Below are 21,475 nucleotides of genomic sequence, written 5' to 3'. Positions count from 1 at the left end.
AGTGTTTTTTCTTGTTTGCGAAACATATACGTGTTGCCCTCCTTTTGCACCGGATGCAAATTATGGCTCTATATACAGTGTGCAAAATTTCCTGTTTTTTTATCCCGGATGACAAAAAAACAAATAGAATGATGCAAAAAACAAATAGATCAATCAAAGAAAACAAAAAAGCTTTTACCTTTCTGCACGGTCGCGTGCCAAAAGATAAAAGCTCACCTTTCTATACTGTATTAACTTTCAGTTAGGAGACTAAAGGACAACCTCCTGTTTGGGCAACCGGACTTTGAACGTACTGCCTTTCCCCGGGGCCGACATGAAGGTCAGGCTCCCGTGATGATCCTCCACAATTTTGCGAGAGATATATAAACCGAGGCCCGTTCCACCAATTTGACGATGATCCGAATTATCTACACGATAAAACTTGTTAAACAGCAAATCCTTCTCACTCTCGGCAATGCCTATACCGTAATCGCGTACATCGATGCATAGTGCCCCTTCTTCTTCCCATAATGTTACGTCGATCCGATCTGCTCCGGGAGAATATTTCACTGCATTTCCAATCAGATTATGCAGCACTTGCACGATCCTGTTCTGGTCCGCATAAGCAAAGAGGTCACCATTGAAAGCATGCACATAGATCCGCTGAGAAGACTTCATGTTCCATTGCTCTGCCACACCCTCAACCAGCTCCACGAGTGGAACATAGATCATATGATAGGTCATACCTTCATTATCAAGACGTTGGATATCAAGCACATCATCCAGCAGGCTGCTCAAACGTTTGCCTTCAGACGAGATCGTCTCCATGAACTCTTTGCGCTGGGATGCTGGCAGGTCGTACATCAACATCAGCTCCACATATCCCATGATGGTGGCCACAGGTGTACGAAGCTCATGAGAAACAACACTGATAAGCTCATTTTTCATCCGGTTCAGTCGCTCTTCTCCGGTCAAGTCACGAAATACAAGCAGGAAACCATGATTTTTCCCCGGTACATCCATCTGTTTCATGTACAGTGAAAATACACTTTGCTCTACATTGTCAAAACAGAAATTGGTCTCGATGAAAGCTTCTTCTCCATTAATAAATGCTCTTGTCTGTTCCGTCAGATTGAAGTCGTCGGTTAACACCATCGAATCAATGGCTTGAGCCAAGTCGGTAATGGATTCTCCCAGAAAATTACCCAGCCCAAACATCTCCTCAATTCTGCGGTTCACAATGGTGATTGTACCCGAACGGTCAGACATGACAAGTCCTTCACGAACCGATTCAATGAATTGTTCACTGATATCGCGCTGTTCCTGAATCGCTGCCTTCTCTTGGAACAGTTCCAGGTTGAGGTGCTCCAATACAAGGGCATGACGAACCCGATCTTCTTCCGCCCGAGTACGTTCTGTTATATCCTTGATGAACAGATTGTACAATATCTCATTTTTCCCCAACTGAATCTCTACAATTTTGTACTCAATCGGGAATACGGAGCCGTCATTGCGAATACCTGATATTTCGTCAACCGTCGTATACCTCTTGCCATCGATATACTCATATCGCTCCAGCATCAACTTAATTTCCTGACAACTGATCCCTTGGAAAAGAGACGGTGCTTCCTTCTTCAGCACAACCTCTTTGCGGCCAAATCCAAACATTTTCTCAGCCTCAGGGTTAAATTCGATGATCACCCCATGAGAATCGACAGAGATAATGGCATCAATCGATGATTCGATAATGGCCCGTTTAATGCCTTCGCTGTTTTTAAGTTCCTTCGTGCGGGCAATGACCCTGTCCTCCAGCGTTAACTTGTCGAGTCGAATTTGTTCAAATTGTTCAAGTAACACATCCGCCATTTTGCGTAAGTTTCCAATGAGGATCTGCACCTCGGTCACATGACTGCTTGGCCACTCCATCCCTCCGTTTCGAAACAGCAGACGAGGCAGAGAACCTGTCAGCCGGGTCAAGCGCAATAAGGGACTTACTACCTTACTACTCAAAGGAGCTGCTACAATCATGGATGCCACGATAATAATAAATAAGGATTGCAACGTCGTCAGGTAAATTTTTTCAATCTGCGTGTAATACTGGAACGAATTGGTTTCAACGAAAACCTGATAAGGGGTATTTGCTGTTTCTTCAGCTTGATAGATGAAAGAAGCCTGTTTCCAATAGTCGAGAATATCACTATAATGAGGCATTTTCGAACTTAATAGAATGGGACCACTCCCCGATTTTAATACTTCAAAGCTGTTCAGATTCATTGAGTCTCCTGGCTGATACTCGGTTAGCCCAGAAACAACGACAGCATCACGCTGATCCAGCAAAATCACATTCATACTGAGCAAATGGTGATAGCGCTCCACATTTTCTGCCAGATTATCCGGTGTTACATATTGTTCGTCCAAATCCTGAACAACAGCATTCGCTGCATGTCTCATATCACGTAAAATAGATTCATTCATCTGGCTCAATTGTCTGCGGCTATCCACAGATAACAGAACAAGGGAGACAAACACAACAAAAGCAACCACATATTTAAATGCAATTCTGGTTAGGGGAATCGTTCCTGCACGTTTCGCCTGATGATCTCCCAAAGTGATCCAAAAATCTACCACAATGCCTGCGATCAGGGCGTTTACCATACTGACCACAGCAATATACATATACTCATATTTGATTTCTTCAACACTCATACCTAATATAAAGTATCCATAGCAGATCACAGGAATTAACATCACAACCCAGAATACTGCGTTCGCCTTGATTAGACTGCTGCTTTTCTTCCAGCGCAGCTGCCAGCCAAGCATCCAGATTAGCTCTATAAAGTGACCCGCAATTGCATATATGTTAATTGTCTCTAATCCCATGATTAGATTTTTGAACAGATAAATTAACGTCAGTGTCACAAAACCATAAACTCCCCCGTACAAACGAAGTGCTACAAGTGCAGCAGCACTGCACACTATGAATTGCACACCATAGAACAACGTAAATGGAAAAATGGCACTTACTGTGCCAAGGATGACGAGAAGGCTTGTCCCAATCCAGGGTTTCCCCAATTGCAGTACGATTTGATTCAACAGATTTCTTGCTCCGGTTATCCCGTTCATAGGCTTTTGTCCTCACCCTTGGCTCGTTGTATCCCTGCCCGTTTTGGTCTCTCAAACAACATGTGTTCCTCCTAATGCTGGCAATAACTCTAAACCTTTTTCCCCTTTAATGACTCTGATCCATTATACTGTAATTAACATTCATTGTACGTATGGGAAAAATTATGATTCGGCAAAAAAAATAAACTCATGATACACTACATTATCAAGCAAACTCACTTTGCAAGTGGGTGCCACTTCCTATATTCTGGAATAGAAACATTAAATTTTTTGCAGTATTTAAAATCATTTCCTCGTATTTTTTTAACAAATTCTTGTCTATCAGGAGTGTGAAGCTATGTCAATCAAAGTACTTCTTATAGAAGATGAAAAAAATTTAGCGGATATGATCGCTTTTTTTCTTGAGGAGGAAGGATACATAACCGAGCGGGTTCACCACGCCCGTGAAGCACTTCATCTATTTCCGCAGTTTCAACCTGACATTGTCGTAACTGACTTGATGTTACCCGAGATTGACGGTAACGAACTTGTTGATGCTTTTCGACAAAATTCTACGGTTCCTGTACTGATGATATCTGCAAGCACCATGCTGAATGATCGACTTCGTGCCTTGCATAACGGTGCTGACGATTTCCTCTGCAAGCCGTTTAGCCTGAAGGAGCTTGACGCCAGAATTAAAGCGTTGCTGCGTCGGTCGATTATTACGTATCAGGATAAACCCGCCAAAGAGAATTCAACAGCTGAAGAGATAGGGCACATTAATGTGAATGAATACAGGAGAACTTTATTTGTGAATGGTATTGAAATCGATGTAACCCATATTGAATTCGAGATTATGAAGGAATTGTATCGGAATCCGGGCAAAGTTTTCACCCGTAACGAACTGATGGATCGAATTAAAGGCTCGGAACGTGCCTATCTTGATCGAACCATTGACGTACATATCTCTAGTCTTCGCAAAAAAATAGAGCCCGACCCCAAAAATCCCCGTTATATTAAAACGGTATGGGGTACAGGCTATAAATATATGGTCTAGTTGGTCATCAATAAGGAGACCGGACAACTGTATAAACAACTCTTGTAAGCAGCTGATGTAAACACCATGCTTCTTTCGGTCTACCTTATGTACAAAACGGAAGGCATGGTTATTGGTGCTTCGTATCCAAATGTGTGCAGCCACTGCTCGATGCCCCTATCCAATTGATCGGGGTCTTGTTCATTCCAGAGTAACATCTTTACAACACCAGTACCTGTAATCTGCTGCAGGTGGCGTTTACGGATCAATGATTGAAAATCGGTAATGACCAGTACGGGAACGTCCGGCACAAAAGCACGAATCGCCTTCGCTGCAGATACAGCCTGTTCGGCGTTCCTGTAATCCACAATGCAAAAACGGGAATCTTCCCAATCCCCTCTTCCTGTTTCCTTTACTGAATCTGATGGCGCAGAAGCAATCCAATCTTCAAATAATTGATTGATTTTCTCATAATCAATACAGCGCTCTCCATCTGTTAGCACAGTAACAGGCTCCATAAGTATAACCTCCATTAGCTTCTTCCTTATATTGTGCCAGCTTTCATTTAAAAATGTTTGTGTACGAACATGAAAGAAGTGTTAACAATCTTCGTACTTCTTCACATACCTACGCTGATGCTTCTTCTTGGCATGTAATTTCGCAGTTTTCCTGATTTCATGTAAAATAGAGGTGTCCGTTAAAATAAAGGTGTCCGTGTGATTTATTTTACGGGAGATTAGGTATCAAACTGGTATTATAGGAGGTTACACCCATGAATATAGTTTCCATTGAACCAACACCGAGTCCAAATACGATGATGCTGCATCTCGACGAACGTCTGGAAGACGGGATTCGTAGAACCTATACACTGGACAACGAACGTTCTGCCCCGGCGTTTATTCGCCAGATGTTACACATTCCAGGCGTGAAAAGTGTATTCCACACGACCAACTTCGTTGCTTTGGATCGTAAAGGCAATGCAGACTGGTCTGTTATTCTTGGTGAAGTACAGAGCCGTCTGGGTCAGGAAAGCGTGAATCTGGACTGGATTGAATCCGAAGATGCTACAGGCGAACACTTTGGAGAGGCGCAAGTTTTTGTTCAGTTTTTCCGTGGAGTGCCGATGCAGATTCGGGTTAAAGCCGGAACGAAAGAGGAACGAATCTCACTGTCAGACCGTTTTGTCAAAGCCGTTACGGAGGTTGCCAGCGCTACGCTGATTAAAGAACGTAAACTGAGCGATTACGGAGTAAGGTACGGTGAACTGCCAGATATTGCGCGTGAAGTTGAACAGGAACTGGAAGCGGCCTACCCGCCCGAGCGATTGGACCAGGTCATTCAACAGGCCATTGCGCATGGTACGAATACGGAAGAATTCGTTGAGCATCGGCGTGCGCTGGAGGGAGCAGAACTGGAAGCAGCTCTTCAGAGCGAAGACTGGAATGTACGCTATGCCGCGTTGGATGGTATGGAGCCAACAGAGGAAAGACTACCTCTGGTCGCTCAGGCGCTACGTGACAGCAAAATGCAAATTCGTCGCTTGGCCGTTGTCTATCTGGGGGATATTCGCACACCTGAGGCGATGGAACTCCTGTACGAAGCGCTTCGGGATAGTTCTCCTGCGGTAAGGCGTACTGCGGGGGATACGTTGTCAGACATTGGTGATCCTGCTGCCACACCGGCGATGGTCGAAACGTTAACGGACAAAAGCAAACTCGTACGCTGGCGTGCTGCCCGTTTCCTGTATGAAGTTGGAACCGAGGATGCCGAGCAAGCCTTACGTATCGCTGCCGAAGATCCTGAATTTGAAGTGAGCCTGCAGGCCAAGATGGCACTGGAGCGCATCGAGTCTGGTGAACAGGCCGCCGGAACGGTATGGCAGCAGATGGCAGGACGGAATAAAAAGCAGGATTAATCTGTTCTTCCACATGTTCTTTACGGAGCCATTTAGGGAACAACCCAACATTTGTTATTGCACTGTAAAACGATGAGCGGTATACTTGTTCTCTGTTTGATTAACACGTTACATGCTGCTTGAAGCGTGATTACTAATTTCATAAACAATAGATACACCTCATCCATTGCATGGTGAGGTAGAGGTCGCGGGTGCGATCAGTACGCTGAAGGAGGCGCTTGGAGCCGCTTTTGATATCAGCCGAAAGGTGTACCCGCCGAAGCTCACTGGACGTTCCTTTATCGGTCTGGTGAGCTGGGGCTGTAGCCGAAAGGTGCAGAACTGTCACAGCAAGCATTCATATCTTTTTTCTAAAAAGGTATGACTTCTTCTGTGTTGAGCTATCTTAATCATCTGGGACATGGTGCGGATATGGATATCAAGACCGCTGGCTCGTGCCTGTGGTCTTTTTTCTGTTTATGGAGCTATGATCTGCATCAGCATTACAAATGAAGGAGTGTTTCCATGCAAGACCGCAGTAAACAATCACAAACAACAACCAATGAACCTACCCTGAAAAAAGGATTGCGCGCACGTCATATGACCATGATTGCCCTGGGCGGTTCTATCGGTACAGGGCTGTTTCTGGCAAGTGGTACAGCGATCTCCACTGCTGGCCCTGGCGGAGCATTAATTGCCTACGCGGCTGTCGGAATTATGGTTTATTTCCTGATGACCAGCTTGGGTGAACTCGCAACCTTTATGCCGGACTCCGGTTCTTTTAATACGTATGCAGCTCGTTTCGTCGATCCCGCGCTTGGCTTCGCTATGGGCTGGAACTTCTGGTACAACTGGGCGGTAACGATTGCCGCCGAACTGGCTGCTGCTACCGTTCTGATCAAATACTGGTTCCCGGACAGCTCATCCATGTTATGGAGCTTACTGTTTCTGGTATTGATCTTTGCCTTAAATATCCTGTCCGTCAAAGGGTATGGGGAATCGGAATATTGGTTTGCCATTATCAAAGTAGCTACCGTCATCATCTTCCTGAGCGTCGGTGTCTTGATGATCTTTGGCATTCTAGGCGGTGAAGCTGTCGGCTTCAGCAACTTTACCATCGGGGATGCGCCATTTCACGGCGGATTCTTCACTGTACTTGGCGTGTTTATGGCCGCCGGTTTCTCCTTCCAGGGAACGGAGCTCATCGGTGTTGCCGCTGGTGAAAGTGAAAACCCACGCGAAAACGTGCCTCGTGCCATTCGCCAGGTCTTTTGGCGTATTCTAATTTTTTACATTTTGGCGATTACTGTAATCAGTTTGATTATTCCGTACACACACCCGAACCTGCTCAAAGGTGATCTGGAAAACATCGGTGTCAGTCCGTTTACACTGGTCTTCGAAAAAGCAGGACTTGCCATCGCGGCCTCTGTGATGAATGCCGTCATTCTGACTTCGGTGCTCTCAGCCGGTAACTCCGGTATGTACGCATCAAGCCGGGTCCTCTATGCCCTTGCCCGGGATGGTAAGGCACCACGCTTCCTTGGCAAGCTAAACAAACGTGGTATTCCGATGAATGCCTTGCTCGTCACAACCGCCGTTGGCATGCTCGCATTTCTGGCCTCTCTCTTCGGTGACGGCATCGTGTATACATGGCTACTGAATGCATCCGGTATGTGCGGCTTCATTACGTGGCTGGGTATTGCGATCAGCCATTACCGCTTCCGCCGGGCATATGTTGCGCAAGGCCGAGATCTGAGAGATCTGCCTTACCGTGCGCGTTGGTTCCCGTTTGGACCCATCTTTGCTTTTGTCCTGTGTATCATCGTTATTTTGGGACAGAACTATCAGGCATTCACAGGCGATCATATCGACTGGAGTGGAGTCCTTGTCGCTTATCTGAGTGTGCCGCTATTCCTCGTTCTATGGCTTGGTTACAAATGGATCAAAAAGACCAAAGTTGTTCCGCTACAGGAATGCGACTTCACACCTGCTGAACCATCAGGTATCAAGGAATAGATCCCGAAAAAACCTGATTATTCGTGTAACACATTGAACATCAAAAAGAGCGCTTCGGTTACCGGAGCGCTCTAATTATTTTATGGAGAACATATCGCTTCTTTCTATATTTCATCCATAGATGTATGACTGAAAACCTGATTCAGTCCCTTACAGGGTCCAATTAATTTTGACACGCAGGTCTGTAGTATCTTCCATTTTGGAGACAAAATAAGAGATCGACTTCATCCCTAGCTGGTACAGATCCTGTAAATCTTCGATCAGACTGCTCTCCGTCCCTTTATATCTGAACGTCAGCGAAGTACCGCCCTCTTTCAGTACACTCTGAACTTTGGTTTTGAGCACTTCCCGTTCTTGGACTGCACCCTGTTCATCGTATAGGGAGTACTCCAGCATATGGTACAACTTCTGATATACCTCCTGCTTGTTTCCATCCGTCTCCGCCAGTTTAAGCAAAGCATCACGGTAAGGTGCATATGCTGCAGGGTACTTGTTCTTGCCTGTCCAGACATGGTCACGCGCCATCTCTTTATCGCTTAGCAAATAATAATTATGGCTCACTACGCCTTTGCGATCAGGTGTTGGATCATCCCATGTGGTATCCAGGTGATACCATTTGCCATCCAGTTTAACCAGATTCCAGGCATGAAGCTGCCCGCCTGCTTTGCCTTCGACGATACGATTTTCAATCCCTACTCGCTCCAGCATGCGGTAAGTAAGCAAGGAGTATCCTTGACATACGGTACTGCCTGTCGCCAGTCCATCGTAGGCCGTATATTTTTGTAATGAAGTATCATAAGCAAGATTTAGCACAATCCAGTCATGAATAACTTTGACTTTCTCATGGCTAGTCATGCCGGGTTTAATCATTTCTTTGAGCACATTAGCTACTTTTCGATTCACATAATCGGTCTGTGCCTTCGTCTCCCGGTAAGTAAGGGTCACATCCACCTCGGCTGACGTGTTCGAACCTTTATAATTAAACGCATAACTTTTCACTGTATATTGAATGTAGGGATCGCTCTTCATCGCTTCATCGATGGAGGTCTGCAGCTGTTTCTTAAGGCCCTTCACATTTCCCTTGTAGGTGAACACCACTTTTTCTGTACGTTGTGACATCGCATTCAACAGTGTCTGACGCAAATCCGTCGCTGTAGATAGTTCGGACGTTCCTGACGCCGCATACAATTGATCCAGATCAACCGTCCGCGGCAGCCAAGCAGCAACAAGACAGCCTGCCAGCAACATTGTGATCACTCGTCTACCGTTCTTACCCATGAAAGGACCCCACCCCTCTTCGTCGCATTCTCATGCCCTATTGTAACATAAAAGGTCTTGCATTCCTTGTTCTATATAAGTTGAATTAAAAATTTTACACAGTCCGCTCCGAGGACAGAATAACCTTCCCATCGCTGTTATCCCCAGCTTTTTTGAATTCCCTTTTCCAAAGGGTAAAATCCGGTGATAAAGGCGAGCGCTTCGCTTTTCCAGGTTTTTTTCTGTCCACTTCGTTAACGTGTAAAAGAATAATTCAACTTATATCTTTCCAATGTTAGTGGAATCAAGTGGAAAAGGGACCTTCTCGGAAGGCCCCTTGAACTTTAGTTGCAGTCATCACGTTTCCCGCTTCACTTCATCCTATGTCTTCCTAGAACAGATTATGAGTGGCTTTGCATGCATAAAGTTTCGTATGAATTAAAGTTGGTAAGCCCAGCCAGCCTGGAATTAATAAAGTCGGCTGCCACTCATAAACGTGTCCGTCTTGCCCTGCAACTTCGCAAGTCGTTCCAATACTTGAGAGGCTTCAGCCACCGTTACTTTGCGTGCAGGCATGAACCTACCCTCAATAGAAGGTAACAAGCCAAGCTTCAGGCTTAGGGAAACGGCTCCCTTATTGTTGATCGCACTCGCATCTGCAATGTTAGGCAAATCGGAAGGCTGCATATAGAATCCGGCGAGCTTCTCATAACGCAGAATTCGCATCAGCACTACAGCCAATTCCTCACGTGTCATTTCTTCTTCTGGTTTTAACTGCTTTTCAGGGTCAGCACCACCAATCCAGCGTTGATCCATAAGGACCTTCACTGCCTTGTAATACGGACTCTCTATCGTCACATCAGCAAAAAGTTTGTCATTGCTATCACTGCTATAATACATATCCATGTTCGGATTAATCGCTCTTGCCAGATAGTTAAACCAATCTCCACGGGTAATGACCCGATCAGGTAACACACGCTCCTGCTCATCGACCAGTAATACCTTATGCTTTGTCATGTTACGCAAGGCTGATTCAGCAACGTGACCCGCAATATCTGTTGGTTCTACCTGAGATTCTGCATGGTTCACACCGTACATGAAGAACCATTGACCTGTACTCGCATCCAGCAGTTCGTTCAAATTATAGAGAGATTTCTTGCCGCTCACAGGTACGTAAGCCAAATTCACTCCGACAGGTGCAGGTTCACTTGAACCCAAGCCATATCCACCGTAACGGGCATAATTCAACGTTAACGTATATTTCTTCAAATAAAGCTCCTTGGCTTCTTCGTAGCGGATTGCAGGTTTGGTATCTATCGGAAGTTGTTCAGGTGATGCCGCCAAGCGTGTATAAAATTCGGGAATGTTCCCGTTGTTCTTCACCTGTACTTGTGCCGTGTCGTCCTGAACCCGAATTCCATTCACATAACGCTGAAACACAAATGTACGAGCGTCGTCTATTTCAATGATGCTGGCCAGTTGATACTGCTCTTTTGCTTGCGGCACAGTGGCAATGATCGTATTCATCGCCAGCTTCTCAGCCTGTTGTAGAGTAACTGTCTTACTCTCCTTCTCTTGAGAAGGCTGTTTCTGTATCATCTCTGGTCCAACCCGTTGCATCATGTTGTAGCTGTAGACCTGTCCTGTAACCGCATCGACCTGAGCCGAAATATCACGCATGAACATATAGGATATGTTTGCATTCCGGTTGCTCCAGCTCAGACTCCATACTTGATTGTTCCCATTGCCATAGTAACCTTTGGTTAATTGACTGTGCTCGAGTTTGTAATCCTTGGGAATGTCAAAGCTCGCTGCAACTCGCTCCACGGCCTGTTGTACATTTAAGCGCTGCCCGCTGGCTGCGGTAAACGCTGGCACATTGCCTGTCACTTTTTTATGATGCGGTGAGTTGCTCTTGTCCACGGCTTTTCCGGTCAGCACGTCAATTCGGTCTAACGTATTAGCGTTAATCGCCCCCATACTATCACCTTTGGGTAAATAACCGAGAACGTATTGCTGCACCTGTCTGGAAGACAAATTCTCTTTGGATATATATGCCAGTTCCACATCAAACCCATCCTCAAACACTTTTCTGGCTTGTTCTTCCGAAGCCTTCGGCTTGGAGGAAGGATATTTCGCTGAAATGGTGGATCGTGAATACGACGTCGCCTGTCCTCTCTCATCCACACTTATGTAGACTGTCTCTGCATCCGAAATGACCCCGTCCTGTTTCAGGTTATAGACAAATTGATATTGAGTGCGGCCAAACAGCGCTTGCTGCTCCATGGGTGAATATTGCTCTCCTAGCGGCACGTACTGTCCTTCCTTAAGTCCAGGAATCGCCTGATGCAATAGTTCCAAAGCGGTTTTCTCTGCTTCTTCCTTGGTCAGTTGGACATCGGCTGCCGATGGTAGCTGGCTCTCCACAAATTCGGATGGTAGATGTACGCTAAGCACTTCCCCAGTACCTGCATGTACACTTGCGCTGAAACCCATGGAGTGATTGCCTTGTACCATTTGGAATCCAATATCCCATGCCTTATAATCCGGCGGCGGATAGGAATTGGTTACATCAAAATTGGCAGACGAAATGGTCGCTTTTTTTAATACCGGAAAAAGCTTTAATATATTGTCAGCGGCTTGCCTGGATGAGATTTTTGCCCCTTCCGGCACGTCCTTGCTTGTTACGTCTAGTTGATCATTTTCCCCCGACACTGTTTCGTTCACTGAGCCAGCTTCCGCCTGAGCAGCGGATGCACCCCCCGTCAAACCCGGTACTTGTGTTGTAAACAGTAATGTTGCCATTGCTGTTGCTGCGGCTTTGGCTGTGAACGTTTTAAGTCGTGTGTTCATGTTCCAATCCCAACTCAAAATGGTTACCTCTCCCTTCAATTTCATGCAGAATGCATGATGAATACTTTTGCATGAATATTGCCATTCTAATCTATGATACCATAAGCTTCCTTTTTAATCGCTGTTTTCCGGGTGATTTTACAATTGTGAATTTTTGTATAATGTAAAGAAACAACAAAAAAACGCCAATCCAGTTGGCGTCTATCTCTATCAACCTGTTCTATGATGCAGATCTGTTTCTTCCTGCTCTGATGCAGCTCCGTCATGTGCACTAGAATCTGAAGTAGAACAAACATGTGTTTTCAAGAACGGAATAACGGTTTCCCAGAAAGCGGGGTCTTCCTCGGAGCAGCTATGACCTTCGCTGTTGACCCAAAGATGTTCTACGGGCGGGTCAGCCTTGGACATAAAATGTTCCAGTTCACTAGGCGGAATGAAATTATCTCCTTTGGAGTGTACCATCAATAGTGGCAATTGCATGCCTCTTCGCCGCTCATTCAGCATCATTACCGCATCATTCTGCTGATACGTCTTCAAGGACTCACCCAGCCGCCAAAACCAAATTCGAGGGATCAACTGAGCCAGCGGGAATAGAGGTAAACGCCGACGTCTTAGTTCCGAACTGACGATCACCTGAAACTGGGATGGCATGGAATCAGTGACCACCGCCGAAACTGGAATGCTTTCTGTTAATGCAAGAATCGTCCCCAGTCCACCGAGAGAATGCCCCAAAACACCGATGGCTTTCGGGTCAACCTCAGATCTGCCCGATACATACGCCAGCGCAGCCAGCAGATCATCCCTGAACAGATAGGCTGATGCAGCGCGTACTTCATCACTGGCGCCATGACTGCGCACATCATACATGAACAGCGCATATCCAGCTTCCCAGATCGGGCGTGCATATCGCAGTACACGAGAGCGGTTAGAACCCCAGCCATGTGCGATTATGACGAGCGGCCAAGGTTTTGGAACATCGGGACTCGCTGGAATAAACCAGCCTTGCACCTGTCCCCCTCCACTCTCAAAGGTGATATCCTCGAAGGGCATCGGCGGCGTCAAGGTAATGGGTATTTTTTTGGGCGTCTGACTTTTTACTGCAGCCTGCCATAATCCTCCTGCAGTTACTGCTGCCACTGCCAACATACCACCTATCATCGTTCTCGCTTTCACAAGGCCTCTCTCCTCTCTGGCTACTGACATATGCTCATCATACGATAACATGATCAACTGCACATTAAATGATCTCTTTTTTTGTAATAAAGATTAACCACATATAGCTCTTTTATATACACCCATTGTTATTAATTTGCCTTCACTTTACTAGGACGTGTCTTGAAACCTGCTGAAGTGCATCTTTTACCCCCTTTTCGCCCCCTGCTACGTCACTTTCCCTTGACGTGCCACGGCACGCCTGCGGAAAACTTCCTTGCTTGGAACGAAAATTCGGCAAAATCTGCTTTCTTTAGCGTTTTCAGACACGCCCTAGAAATCAAACCTTTGGATCGGTTCGCTTTCTTCACTTTCCCCTATCCGGTCCTGTTCGCTTATTCGTCTGTTCTCGTATTAGCGGCTTTTACGAATGCCTGTGCGCGAGCTGCAATTTGCGTGCTATCTCCCGTTGCTAAGGCTTCTTTTGGCAAAAGAGCACTACCCAAGCCTACCGCGGCTGCACCTGCCTCATAATAGGCAGCAATGTTTTCTAGCGTCGCTCCACCCGTTGCAAGCAGGGGGATATGATCGAGAGGTGCCTTGATCTCACGCAAGTAAGGAATACCGAGACTGGCCATCGGAAACAGCTTAACAGCCCCTGCCCCTGCTTCATACGCAGCTACAATCTCCGTTGGTGTCATGGCCCCGGGCCAAATCTCTACACCGTGTTCTACAGCATATTCAATGACAGACAGATCGACATTGGGGGATACCAAAAATTGTGCCCCTGCGGCCACGGCTTCCTTCGCCATGCTCACATTGAGTACCGTCCCTGCCCCAACATAGGCTTGTCTATCATGACGTTCGCGCCAGTCTGCAATGATCTGATGAGCATTCGGTGTATTCAGCGTCACTTCCATCAGACGAATACCTCCGTCAGTCATGCCCTGTCCGGCCGTCACCGCTGCTTCCCGGCTTATGCCTCGCACGATCGCGACCAGTCTCGATTCCAATAATACTTCGGTCAGGTTCATATTCATTCACTTCCCCTTGCATCGTTCAGATTCGGCAGCCGGGAACACCCTTGTCATGAAGCAGGGCACTGCGTCCTGGGAGCTGCACGCACTGCGAACCCCCTCATGGTGTTCACCGCTTTTCCGTTAAATTCTATTGTAATGCATTAGGCTCCCCCGGACGAAATATATTTACTCCATAATAGCGATTGTAAACATAGTGATTGTGAATATATTGATTGTGAACAAAATAACAATGAGTCTCCGCGTGGTGACAGAATGACCAAGAGATCAGGGCATCAGGGCATTTTCATTTTGTCATTGCAATTACTAGCTCCGATTGGTTTAGGCATAACATCACATTTTCTAACGATCACCAGAGAGCTTATTTAGCCTGATTTGCCACTTTTTATTTTCTAACGATCACCAGAGAGCTTATATACTCAAATTAGTGATGGTTTTGCCCCATGATGTGCATTTTTGCCGAAATAGCGTCTGTGGAGATCGTTAGATTCTCAAACCCTCAAAAAACCTTGAAATAAGCTCTCCTGTGATCGTTAGAATAAAGTCCGGGCCAATTACCCAGGTACCTCAAAGTACTGCAAAGTACTGCAAACAATGATCAAATAGGGTTCCCTAGGATCGTTAGAGCTTTGGGCATTATGGACACTGCCTGGCTCGCCACTCGTTTCAACGGTGCATGATGAACATTTGCCTTCATTTTGGTTTTTTAAAATAGATACAAAAAGCCTCTTCATCGCGAAGAGATAGATTCTTTTACCTTAGGATTTATTCTAGTTTTATGAAAAAGAGCAGCTTCAAACGCAACATTTTACGTGCATTATATGCTTTGCGTGCTTTACGTGAACTAACGTGCTGATCATATATCGCTATTAAAGCATTAAGCTATACTTTATGCATTTTCCCGCACAGCCTGTATCTCCAAATCTTTAAAGTAACGATCGTTATATAACATGCTTGGATGTGTTGGATGATAGGCCAGTGCAATATCGTTGTGCTCTTTCGCTTTTGCGCGGTTGCCCATTCGATCATAACATACACATAACTGCAGATGGGGCATCCAGGTCCATGCAGCTTCATTCAGTACAACCATCGGATCAGCCGGACGAATAGCCTTAGTAGCCTGTTCGTACCAGAACACCCCTTGGCGGTAATCTTCTCTTTCGGCAAAATAACCCCCGAGACGGCAACATACCTCGGCTCTCGGCAGATCATAGGCAAAGGCCCGAAACAACGCTGCCGCTTCGCGTTCCGGGCGTTTCAGTACAGACTCGCAATCCGCTATTTTTTGGCAGGCTGCAATCCGATCTTCCACCCACCCCAGTCCGGTATCCAGAAATTTCTCGTAATACGTTATGGCTTCTTCATGACGAGCATGGTCTTTCAGTTCATTGCCGAAATAATAAAGATCACGGGGCGAAAACTCTTCACCTGCCTGCTCCCGTTTACGATAAATTCGCAGATTGCGATCCGTGTGTACCTTATCTTTCTTGTGAGTTACAGCTACATCACTATGCAGCAAATTGCCTGCTACAGCCAGGTATTCATGTACTGCCCCAATCCAGCGAAACTGACGATCACGTCTCACCAGACGATTCCGCCGCAAACTGTACGCGACCTTGCCCTCAGGTGTGAATGAGAGATGATAGTCCATCGTGACACTGTCCACTTCGGGATTAAGAGACCGTTTCAGTGTAATAAGCTTGGCACGATCCTCCGGTTCAAACACATCATCCGCATCGAGCCACAATATATATTCGCTGGATGCCTGATCAAAGGCAAAATTCCGTGCCGCAGCAAAATCGTCCACCCACTCAAAATCGAAAATACAATCCGTATACTGAGCCGCGATCTCTCGTGTACGATCCGTGGAACCTGTATCCACGATGACGATCTCATCGGCAATACCTTTTACCGAGTCTAGGCATCTGGCGAGGGAGGTTTCTTCATTTTTCACAATCATACATAAGGTAATGCTAATTGCTTCTTCGCCTCGTCGAATTCTGCGGTTATAGGCCGCTGCTCCCGGCAATTCAGACAAACGATAGATGTGATAGGCAGGATGGTGGGTATCTACAAACAGTTGAAACCCATACGCCTGAGCACGAATACAGAAATGACGATCCTCTCCCCAAAAGGACACATTGGGAATGCGGTCAAAATTCACTCCCGCAGCAAGCACAGACTGCCGAATCAGTGTACAGGCACCTAACCCGCCTACTTCATAACACCCCGGAATACGCAGCTGATTGAGGAAAGCACTCGTTTGTGCATCCTCGTCTTCCACCTCTCCTCCCTCAAGAGCGGAACCACCACGACGATAGAGAGAATATTCATCCTGAAGCCATACCTGCGGCATCTCCTTGGTTCCCGGCTGCCAGCGAGTCCAGAAAATATTGGAGATGATCTCTTTCCCGCTATGGGCAAGCTGTTCAAGAGTTCGCGGGTGTAGTACCAGATCGGAATCGACCAAGAACACGGCATTATAATTATGCTTACGGGCGTACTCTAAAATGTTATTTTTCAACCTGGCGACTCGCCATACCTGCTCGTTCTGCCAATAGTGTCCTCCTTCATCCTTGTTATAGTTCCCTTGATTCCGCTCGTCTGTACTCTCTATATCATTGAGATCACGAGCATGAATCACTGTACCGTGATGTTGAAGTACAAAATCATGCAGCATTTGGGAAGAGGCTTCTTCCTCATTGTCATCTACAAACAAATAGTCCGTATGGACCGTCGTTCGTTCCAGCCTTTGCAGGGAATCCAAAAATTCATTCAGAATAGCTGCTGTCTGCCGTACGGGGCTAGCAACCAGAATATGCTCTCGGATACCTGGTACAGTGTCCTCCTGCTTTTGCTGCAGCTGTGGTTCTCCCTTCTGCTCTTTCTTCATAAGCTCACTCCCTTCCCGTTAATCCAACCATACAATAAGCCGCGGCTCCGCATCCAATATCGATTCATACTGCTCTTTCCAGCCATACCGGGCATCGGGATCAAGTGATTGGTATCTCCGATATTTGCGAACACGATCTTCCTCTCTCGCCCAGCCATAATGCTTCACACGTGGTTCATGACAGGCATAAGGCAGATGCTGAATACTTATTGGGAATCGGCCGCAGTGCTGAGGTGTTTCCTTCCATTCGCAGACCATCCCGGGACGATATCTGACGAGGAATGCACGATAATACACATGTGCCTGCCAAAAGGTATCTTCCCGGTACGCTGTCTCACTCCACATATCAAACAAACGGAAATAAATCGCTTCTTCTGATCCGCTTAACATTTTATCACGCAAGACCCCAAAATCCGGCGTTAAAATCTCGTCTGCATCCAGATTGAGAATCCACTCCGGGTTGGTTGCAATCGTTTCTTCCCATTGCTGCTTTCTCAGACTCACCTCATCGGAAAAAAGAGAGACCGGATTCTCCACTAACACAAGGGGGATACCTTGTAAAAGTTCTCTGCACATGGCAGCCGTTCCATCCGTGCTTCCGTCATCAATGATGACAGCCCGATCAATCCATGGACGATGTGTCTCAAGTGCCTGTCTGAGATATCGCTGCTCTTCATTGCGTACAATCATCGACAAGGTGATATGCGGTCTCTTTCTTGCTAGCTGCTCTTGCTCTTGTTCTTGCTTATGTTTCTCCAACTCCTCACCCCCACGTTTCCTGTTTCTTTGATAGACCCGAACGCTCTATTTCCAATCTATGCTAGGCTGGAATCGGGTTATGCAGGGTACATCCTTGGAGTTAGATTTTACACATCACAAAAAGAAGCACTCGCTTGGCGAACGCTTCTCCAATGTTTATTTTACCTAACTGAATATTTCTATAGAATTGCTCCTGAATATCGATTAATGCCGGCACCCCATTCTGCTTTAACGGTACGCCGCCAGACGATCATTCAAACCGCGTGTCTGTCCATACACCTCTTGATAGAGGGCAAACAAACCATCATATACCGCAACTGTCTCCGGGTTCGGTACGTAGGACTTCGCTGGACGAATAAATGCAGTGGCACACTCTTGCATCGTCGGAAACCAGCCACTGCCATAAGCCGCAAGCATCGCCGCGCCCATCGCCGGGCCTTGTTCGCTCTCCAGCTTCACAATTGTTGCATTGAAAATGTCGGCTTGCATCTGTAGCCAAGCTTCGTTTTTGGCTCCGCCACCAATTGAGATAACCTCGTTAACCGTCTTGCCCGCGCCACGCAAAATATCAATCGACTCACGCAGTGAGAATGTGATGCCTTCCATGACCGCACGCCCGAAGTGCTCCAGCTTATGCCCGGCATCCATACCGATAAAACTGCCGCGGATGTTCGCATCAGGGTGAGGCGTACGCTCCCCGACGATGTATGGCGTGAACAGCAGACCGTTGCTACCTGCCGGAATCTGGTCAATACCCTGCAAAAGCACATCGAATGATTTGTCCGCTGCGAAGGTGTCTTTAAACCAGGAGAGGCTATATCCTGCCGCCAGTGTTACCCCCATAATATAGAAGGCATCTTTCTCCCCATGATTAAAAAAGTGCACTTTCCCTTCGAAATCCAGGTCTTTCCGTTCTTCGTACGAGAGTACAACCCCGGACGTACCGATGCTGCACATCGTCTGTCCTTCACTCAGAATGCCCGCACCAATCGCACCGCAGGCATTGTCCGCGCCACCAGCAAATACTTTGGTTGCTGGCGCCAAGCCTGTTTGCTCTGCAATCTCAGGTAGTAGTGTGCCCACTTCGTCGAAGGATTCAACCAGGCGCGGACAAAGGGACATTTTAAGATTAAATGCCGACGCAATCTCCGTGCTCCACTGTTTGCCTGCCACATCCAGCAGTAATGTTCCCGCTGCATCGGAATAATCCATGGCGTAGTCACCTGTCAGGCGAAAACGGACGTAGTCTTTGGGCAACAGGAACAAGGCCGCTTGTTCCAGCAATTCGGGTTCATTTTCCTGTACCCATAATATTTTAGGTAGTGTAAACCCCTCTAACGCTCGGTTCCGGGCAATGGTAAGTAACTTGCTATCCAATACTTTCTCGATCCGGCGGCACTGTGCTGTCGTTCGGGTATCATTCCACAGGATGGCATTACGCAGTGGTTTGCCCTCTGCATCCACCAGTACCAGCCCGTGCATCTGCCCGGAGAAGCTCAATCCTTCGATTTCGGAAGGCTGCACGCCTGATACCTCCAGAAGCTTGCGAAGCGACACGATGGTCTGCTCCACCCAATCCTCTGGATTTTGTTCACTATATCCAGCCTTAGGCTGGTACAGCGGATAGGCCTCCGATGCTTCAAATGCCACTTTGCCTTCGCGATTGACCAAAACGGTTTTGACCGCGCTCGTTCCGAGATCGACGCCAATTACGTAACTCATAAGTATACTCCTTTCGTTTATACAGGATTGAAACCTTAGATGGGCATGGAAGGTCACTCCGTGAGCAGAAAACCCTGCGATCGCCCTTACCCCCGGATTTCCTCACTCCTCCCTTTTCAAGGGTGAAATCCGGTTGTAAATGCGAGCGCTTTGTTCTCCGGGTCCTTTCTGCTTACTCCGTTTCTGCATGCCCTTTGTAACGTTGCCTTCGATCGGTACAACCGTACTCGTTTGGGGCAACTTGGGCTATCAATGACAACAAACCGTCCCCGCCTTCCCAGAGGAAAGCGGGGACGGTTTGAATGTCACGCTTATTCAACGTCCAAGGTACAAGACAAGATATGCTTGTACCGAGTAGGTAGAGGGTTGATTCCTCTAAGACTGATGTTAGTCAGCCAGGATGTATTGGTTGAGTTTTGCTCTCAGCAATTCCTGACGTCCGGATTGGTTTTTGCGTGGGTTTTCGTTGTTCAATGCATACTCAGCGAGGGAAGCAAGTGTTGCCTTACCTGCCAGGACATCTGCACCGATGCCTTCGTTGAAGCTGCTGTAACGTTGCTCGATAAACTCATCGAATACGCGATCTTCGATCAGCTTGGAAGCGACTTTCAGACCTTTCGCATACGTATCCATACCCGCGATATGAGCAAGGAACAGATCCTCAGGTTCGAAGGAGCCACGACGAACTTTAGCATCGAAGTTCACGCCGCCTTTACCCAAACCACCGTTTTTCAACACTTCATACATCGTCAACGTGGCGTCATACATATCAACCGGAAACTCGTCCGTATCCCAGCCAATCAACAAGTCGCCTTGGTTTGCATCCAGGGAACCGAGCATGCCATTGATACGTGCTACCCGGATTTCATGATCAAATGTATGACCTGCCAGCGTTGCATGGTTTGCTTCTAAATTCAGCTTGAACTGTTTGTCGAGATCATATTTTTGCAAGAATGCAATGCAAGTTGCCGCATCAAAGTCATATTGGTGTTTCGTTGGCTCTTTTGGTTTAGGCTCAATCAGGAATTGAGCCTCAAAGCCGATTTCCTTCGCATAATCAACAGCCATATGGAACATACGCGCAATGTTGTCTTGCTCCAGTTGCATATCCGTGTTCAGCAATGTGTCATATCCTTCACGGCCGCCCCAGAATACATAGTTTTCTGCACCGAGACGTTTACCTACTTCCAGACCTTTTTTGATCTGAGCTGCAGCGTGAGCATATACATCAGCATTACATGTGGAAGCCGCACCAAACATGAAACGTGGGTTAGAGAACATGTTAGCCGTATTCCAAAGCAGTTTTTTGCCGCTTGCTTTCATGTGCTCTTCCAGCAAATCAACAATCGTATCGATGTTGCTGTAGAATTCACGCAGTGTTGTGCCTTCTGGAGCCACGTCTACATCGTGGAAACAGTAGTAAGGCAGGTTCATTTTTTCCATGAATTCAAAAGCTGCTTCCACACGAACTTTCGCTTTATCCAAACCGGAGTAGCTATCCCATGAACGTACTGCTGTTTCAGCACCGAACGGATCACTACCACCTGCTGTCAATGTGTGCCAATATGCCATACCAAAACGTAAGTGCTCTTCCATCGTTTTGCCAGCGACTACTTCTTGCGGATTATAATGTTTAAAAGCAAATGGATTCTTGGAATCTTTACCTTCGAATGCGACTTTATTAACGGATTCAAAATAGGCCATGTTGTAAATTGCCTCCTCAATAGTTTTGAATATAGTTTTAAAAGAAATCGTTTACACCGTTATCCTAACAC

General features: G+C 46.7%; 13 protein-coding genes, 1 pseudogene and 1 riboswitch. Of the genes and pseudogenes, 3 read left to right on the top strand and 11 right to left on the bottom strand.

Annotated elements, in window-relative coordinates:
- Positions 1 to 249 precede the first annotated feature (249 nt).
- The gene (locus tag ACUTVW_RS22425) at positions 250 to 3,102 is read right to left on the bottom strand and encodes an ATP-binding protein (protein WP_445647793.1); all 2,853 of its coding nucleotides are present in this window, start codon (positions 3,100 to 3,102) and stop codon (positions 250 to 252) included.
- Positions 3,103 to 3,439: 337 nt separating this feature from the next.
- On the opposite strand from ACUTVW_RS22425, the gene ACUTVW_RS22420 reads away from it, so the two are divergent.
- Complete coding sequence (locus tag ACUTVW_RS22420; protein ID WP_445647792.1) at positions 3,440 to 4,138, top strand: response regulator transcription factor; 699 nt, start codon at positions 3,440 to 3,442, stop codon at positions 4,136 to 4,138.
- Positions 4,139 to 4,218: 80 nt separating this feature from the next.
- On the opposite strand, the gene ACUTVW_RS22415 is transcribed toward ACUTVW_RS22420, so the two are convergent.
- Positions 4,219 to 4,635 (bottom strand): hypothetical protein, encoded by a 417-nt coding sequence (locus ACUTVW_RS22415; protein ID WP_445647791.1) that lies wholly within the window; start codon positions 4,633 to 4,635, stop codon positions 4,219 to 4,221.
- Positions 4,636 to 4,889: 254 nt separating this feature from the next.
- On the opposite strand from ACUTVW_RS22415, the gene ACUTVW_RS22410 reads away from it, so the two are divergent.
- Positions 4,890 to 6,032: a virulence factor gene (locus tag ACUTVW_RS22410; RefSeq protein WP_445647790.1), complete on the top strand. Its 1,143-nt coding sequence runs from the start codon at positions 4,890 to 4,892 to the stop codon at positions 6,030 to 6,032.
- Between the two features lie 171 nt (positions 6,033 to 6,203).
- Positions 6,204 to 6,423: riboswitch (Lysine riboswitch) on the top strand.
- 113 nt (positions 6,424 to 6,536) lie between these two features.
- Entirely contained in the window at positions 6,537 to 8,027 is a 1,491-nt protein-coding gene (locus ACUTVW_RS22405; protein WP_445647789.1) for an amino acid permease, read from the top strand.
- 150 nt (positions 8,028 to 8,177) lie between these two features.
- Here ACUTVW_RS22405 and ACUTVW_RS22400 read toward each other — a convergent pair whose 3' ends face one another.
- The 9 genes and pseudogenes from ACUTVW_RS22400 to xylA all read right to left on the bottom strand — a co-directional run bounded on the left by ACUTVW_RS22400 (position 8,178) and on the right by xylA (position 21,404).
- Positions 8,178 to 9,305 (bottom strand): transglutaminase domain-containing protein, encoded by a 1,128-nt coding sequence (locus ACUTVW_RS22400; RefSeq protein ID WP_445647788.1) that lies wholly within the window; start codon positions 9,303 to 9,305, stop codon positions 8,178 to 8,180.
- Positions 9,306 to 9,752: 447 nt separating this feature from the next.
- Positions 9,753 to 12,155 carry a YcdB/YcdC domain-containing protein gene (locus ACUTVW_RS22395; RefSeq protein ID WP_445647787.1) on the bottom strand — a complete coding sequence of 801 codons (2,403 nt, stop codon included), beginning with the start codon at positions 12,153 to 12,155 and terminating at the stop codon, positions 9,753 to 9,755.
- 192 nt (positions 12,156 to 12,347) lie between these two features.
- Positions 12,348 to 13,310 (bottom strand): alpha/beta hydrolase, encoded by a 963-nt coding sequence (locus ACUTVW_RS22390; protein ID WP_445647786.1) that lies wholly within the window; start codon positions 13,308 to 13,310, stop codon positions 12,348 to 12,350.
- Positions 13,311 to 13,684: 374 nt separating this feature from the next.
- Positions 13,685 to 14,323 (bottom strand): bifunctional 4-hydroxy-2-oxoglutarate aldolase/2-dehydro-3-deoxy-phosphogluconate aldolase, encoded by a 639-nt coding sequence (locus tag ACUTVW_RS22385; RefSeq protein WP_445647843.1) that lies wholly within the window; start codon positions 14,321 to 14,323, stop codon positions 13,685 to 13,687.
- Between the two features lie 892 nt (positions 14,324 to 15,215).
- The gene (locus ACUTVW_RS22380) at positions 15,216 to 16,286 is read right to left on the bottom strand and encodes a glycosyltransferase (RefSeq protein WP_445647842.1); all 1,071 of its coding nucleotides are present in this window, start codon (positions 16,284 to 16,286) and stop codon (positions 15,216 to 15,218) included.
- 423 nt (positions 16,287 to 16,709) lie between these two features.
- Positions 16,710 to 17,219: pseudogene (locus tag ACUTVW_RS22375) on the bottom strand (hypothetical protein); the annotation flags it as partial.
- An 18-nt stretch (positions 17,220 to 17,237) separates the two neighbouring features.
- Positions 17,238 to 17,978, bottom strand: a complete 741-nt coding sequence (locus ACUTVW_RS22370) for a glycosyltransferase family 2 protein (protein ID WP_445647785.1) — start codon at positions 17,976 to 17,978, stop codon at positions 17,238 to 17,240.
- A gap of 228 nt (positions 17,979 to 18,206) precedes the next feature.
- A complete protein-coding gene (xylB, locus tag ACUTVW_RS22365; RefSeq protein WP_445647784.1) occupies positions 18,207 to 19,700 on the bottom strand; it encodes a xylulokinase in 1,494 nt (497 codons plus the stop codon).
- A 387-nt stretch (positions 19,701 to 20,087) separates the two neighbouring features.
- Complete coding sequence (xylA, locus tag ACUTVW_RS22360) at positions 20,088 to 21,404, bottom strand: xylose isomerase (protein ID WP_445647783.1); 1,317 nt, start codon at positions 21,402 to 21,404, stop codon at positions 20,088 to 20,090.
- Positions 21,405 to 21,475 lie beyond the last annotated feature (71 nt).

It is taken from the genome of Paenibacillus sp. TSA_86.1, from assembly GCF_052691815.1.
The sequence above is the reverse complement of the archived record's forward strand: the minus strand, read 5'-3'. Positions and strand labels throughout refer to the sequence as shown.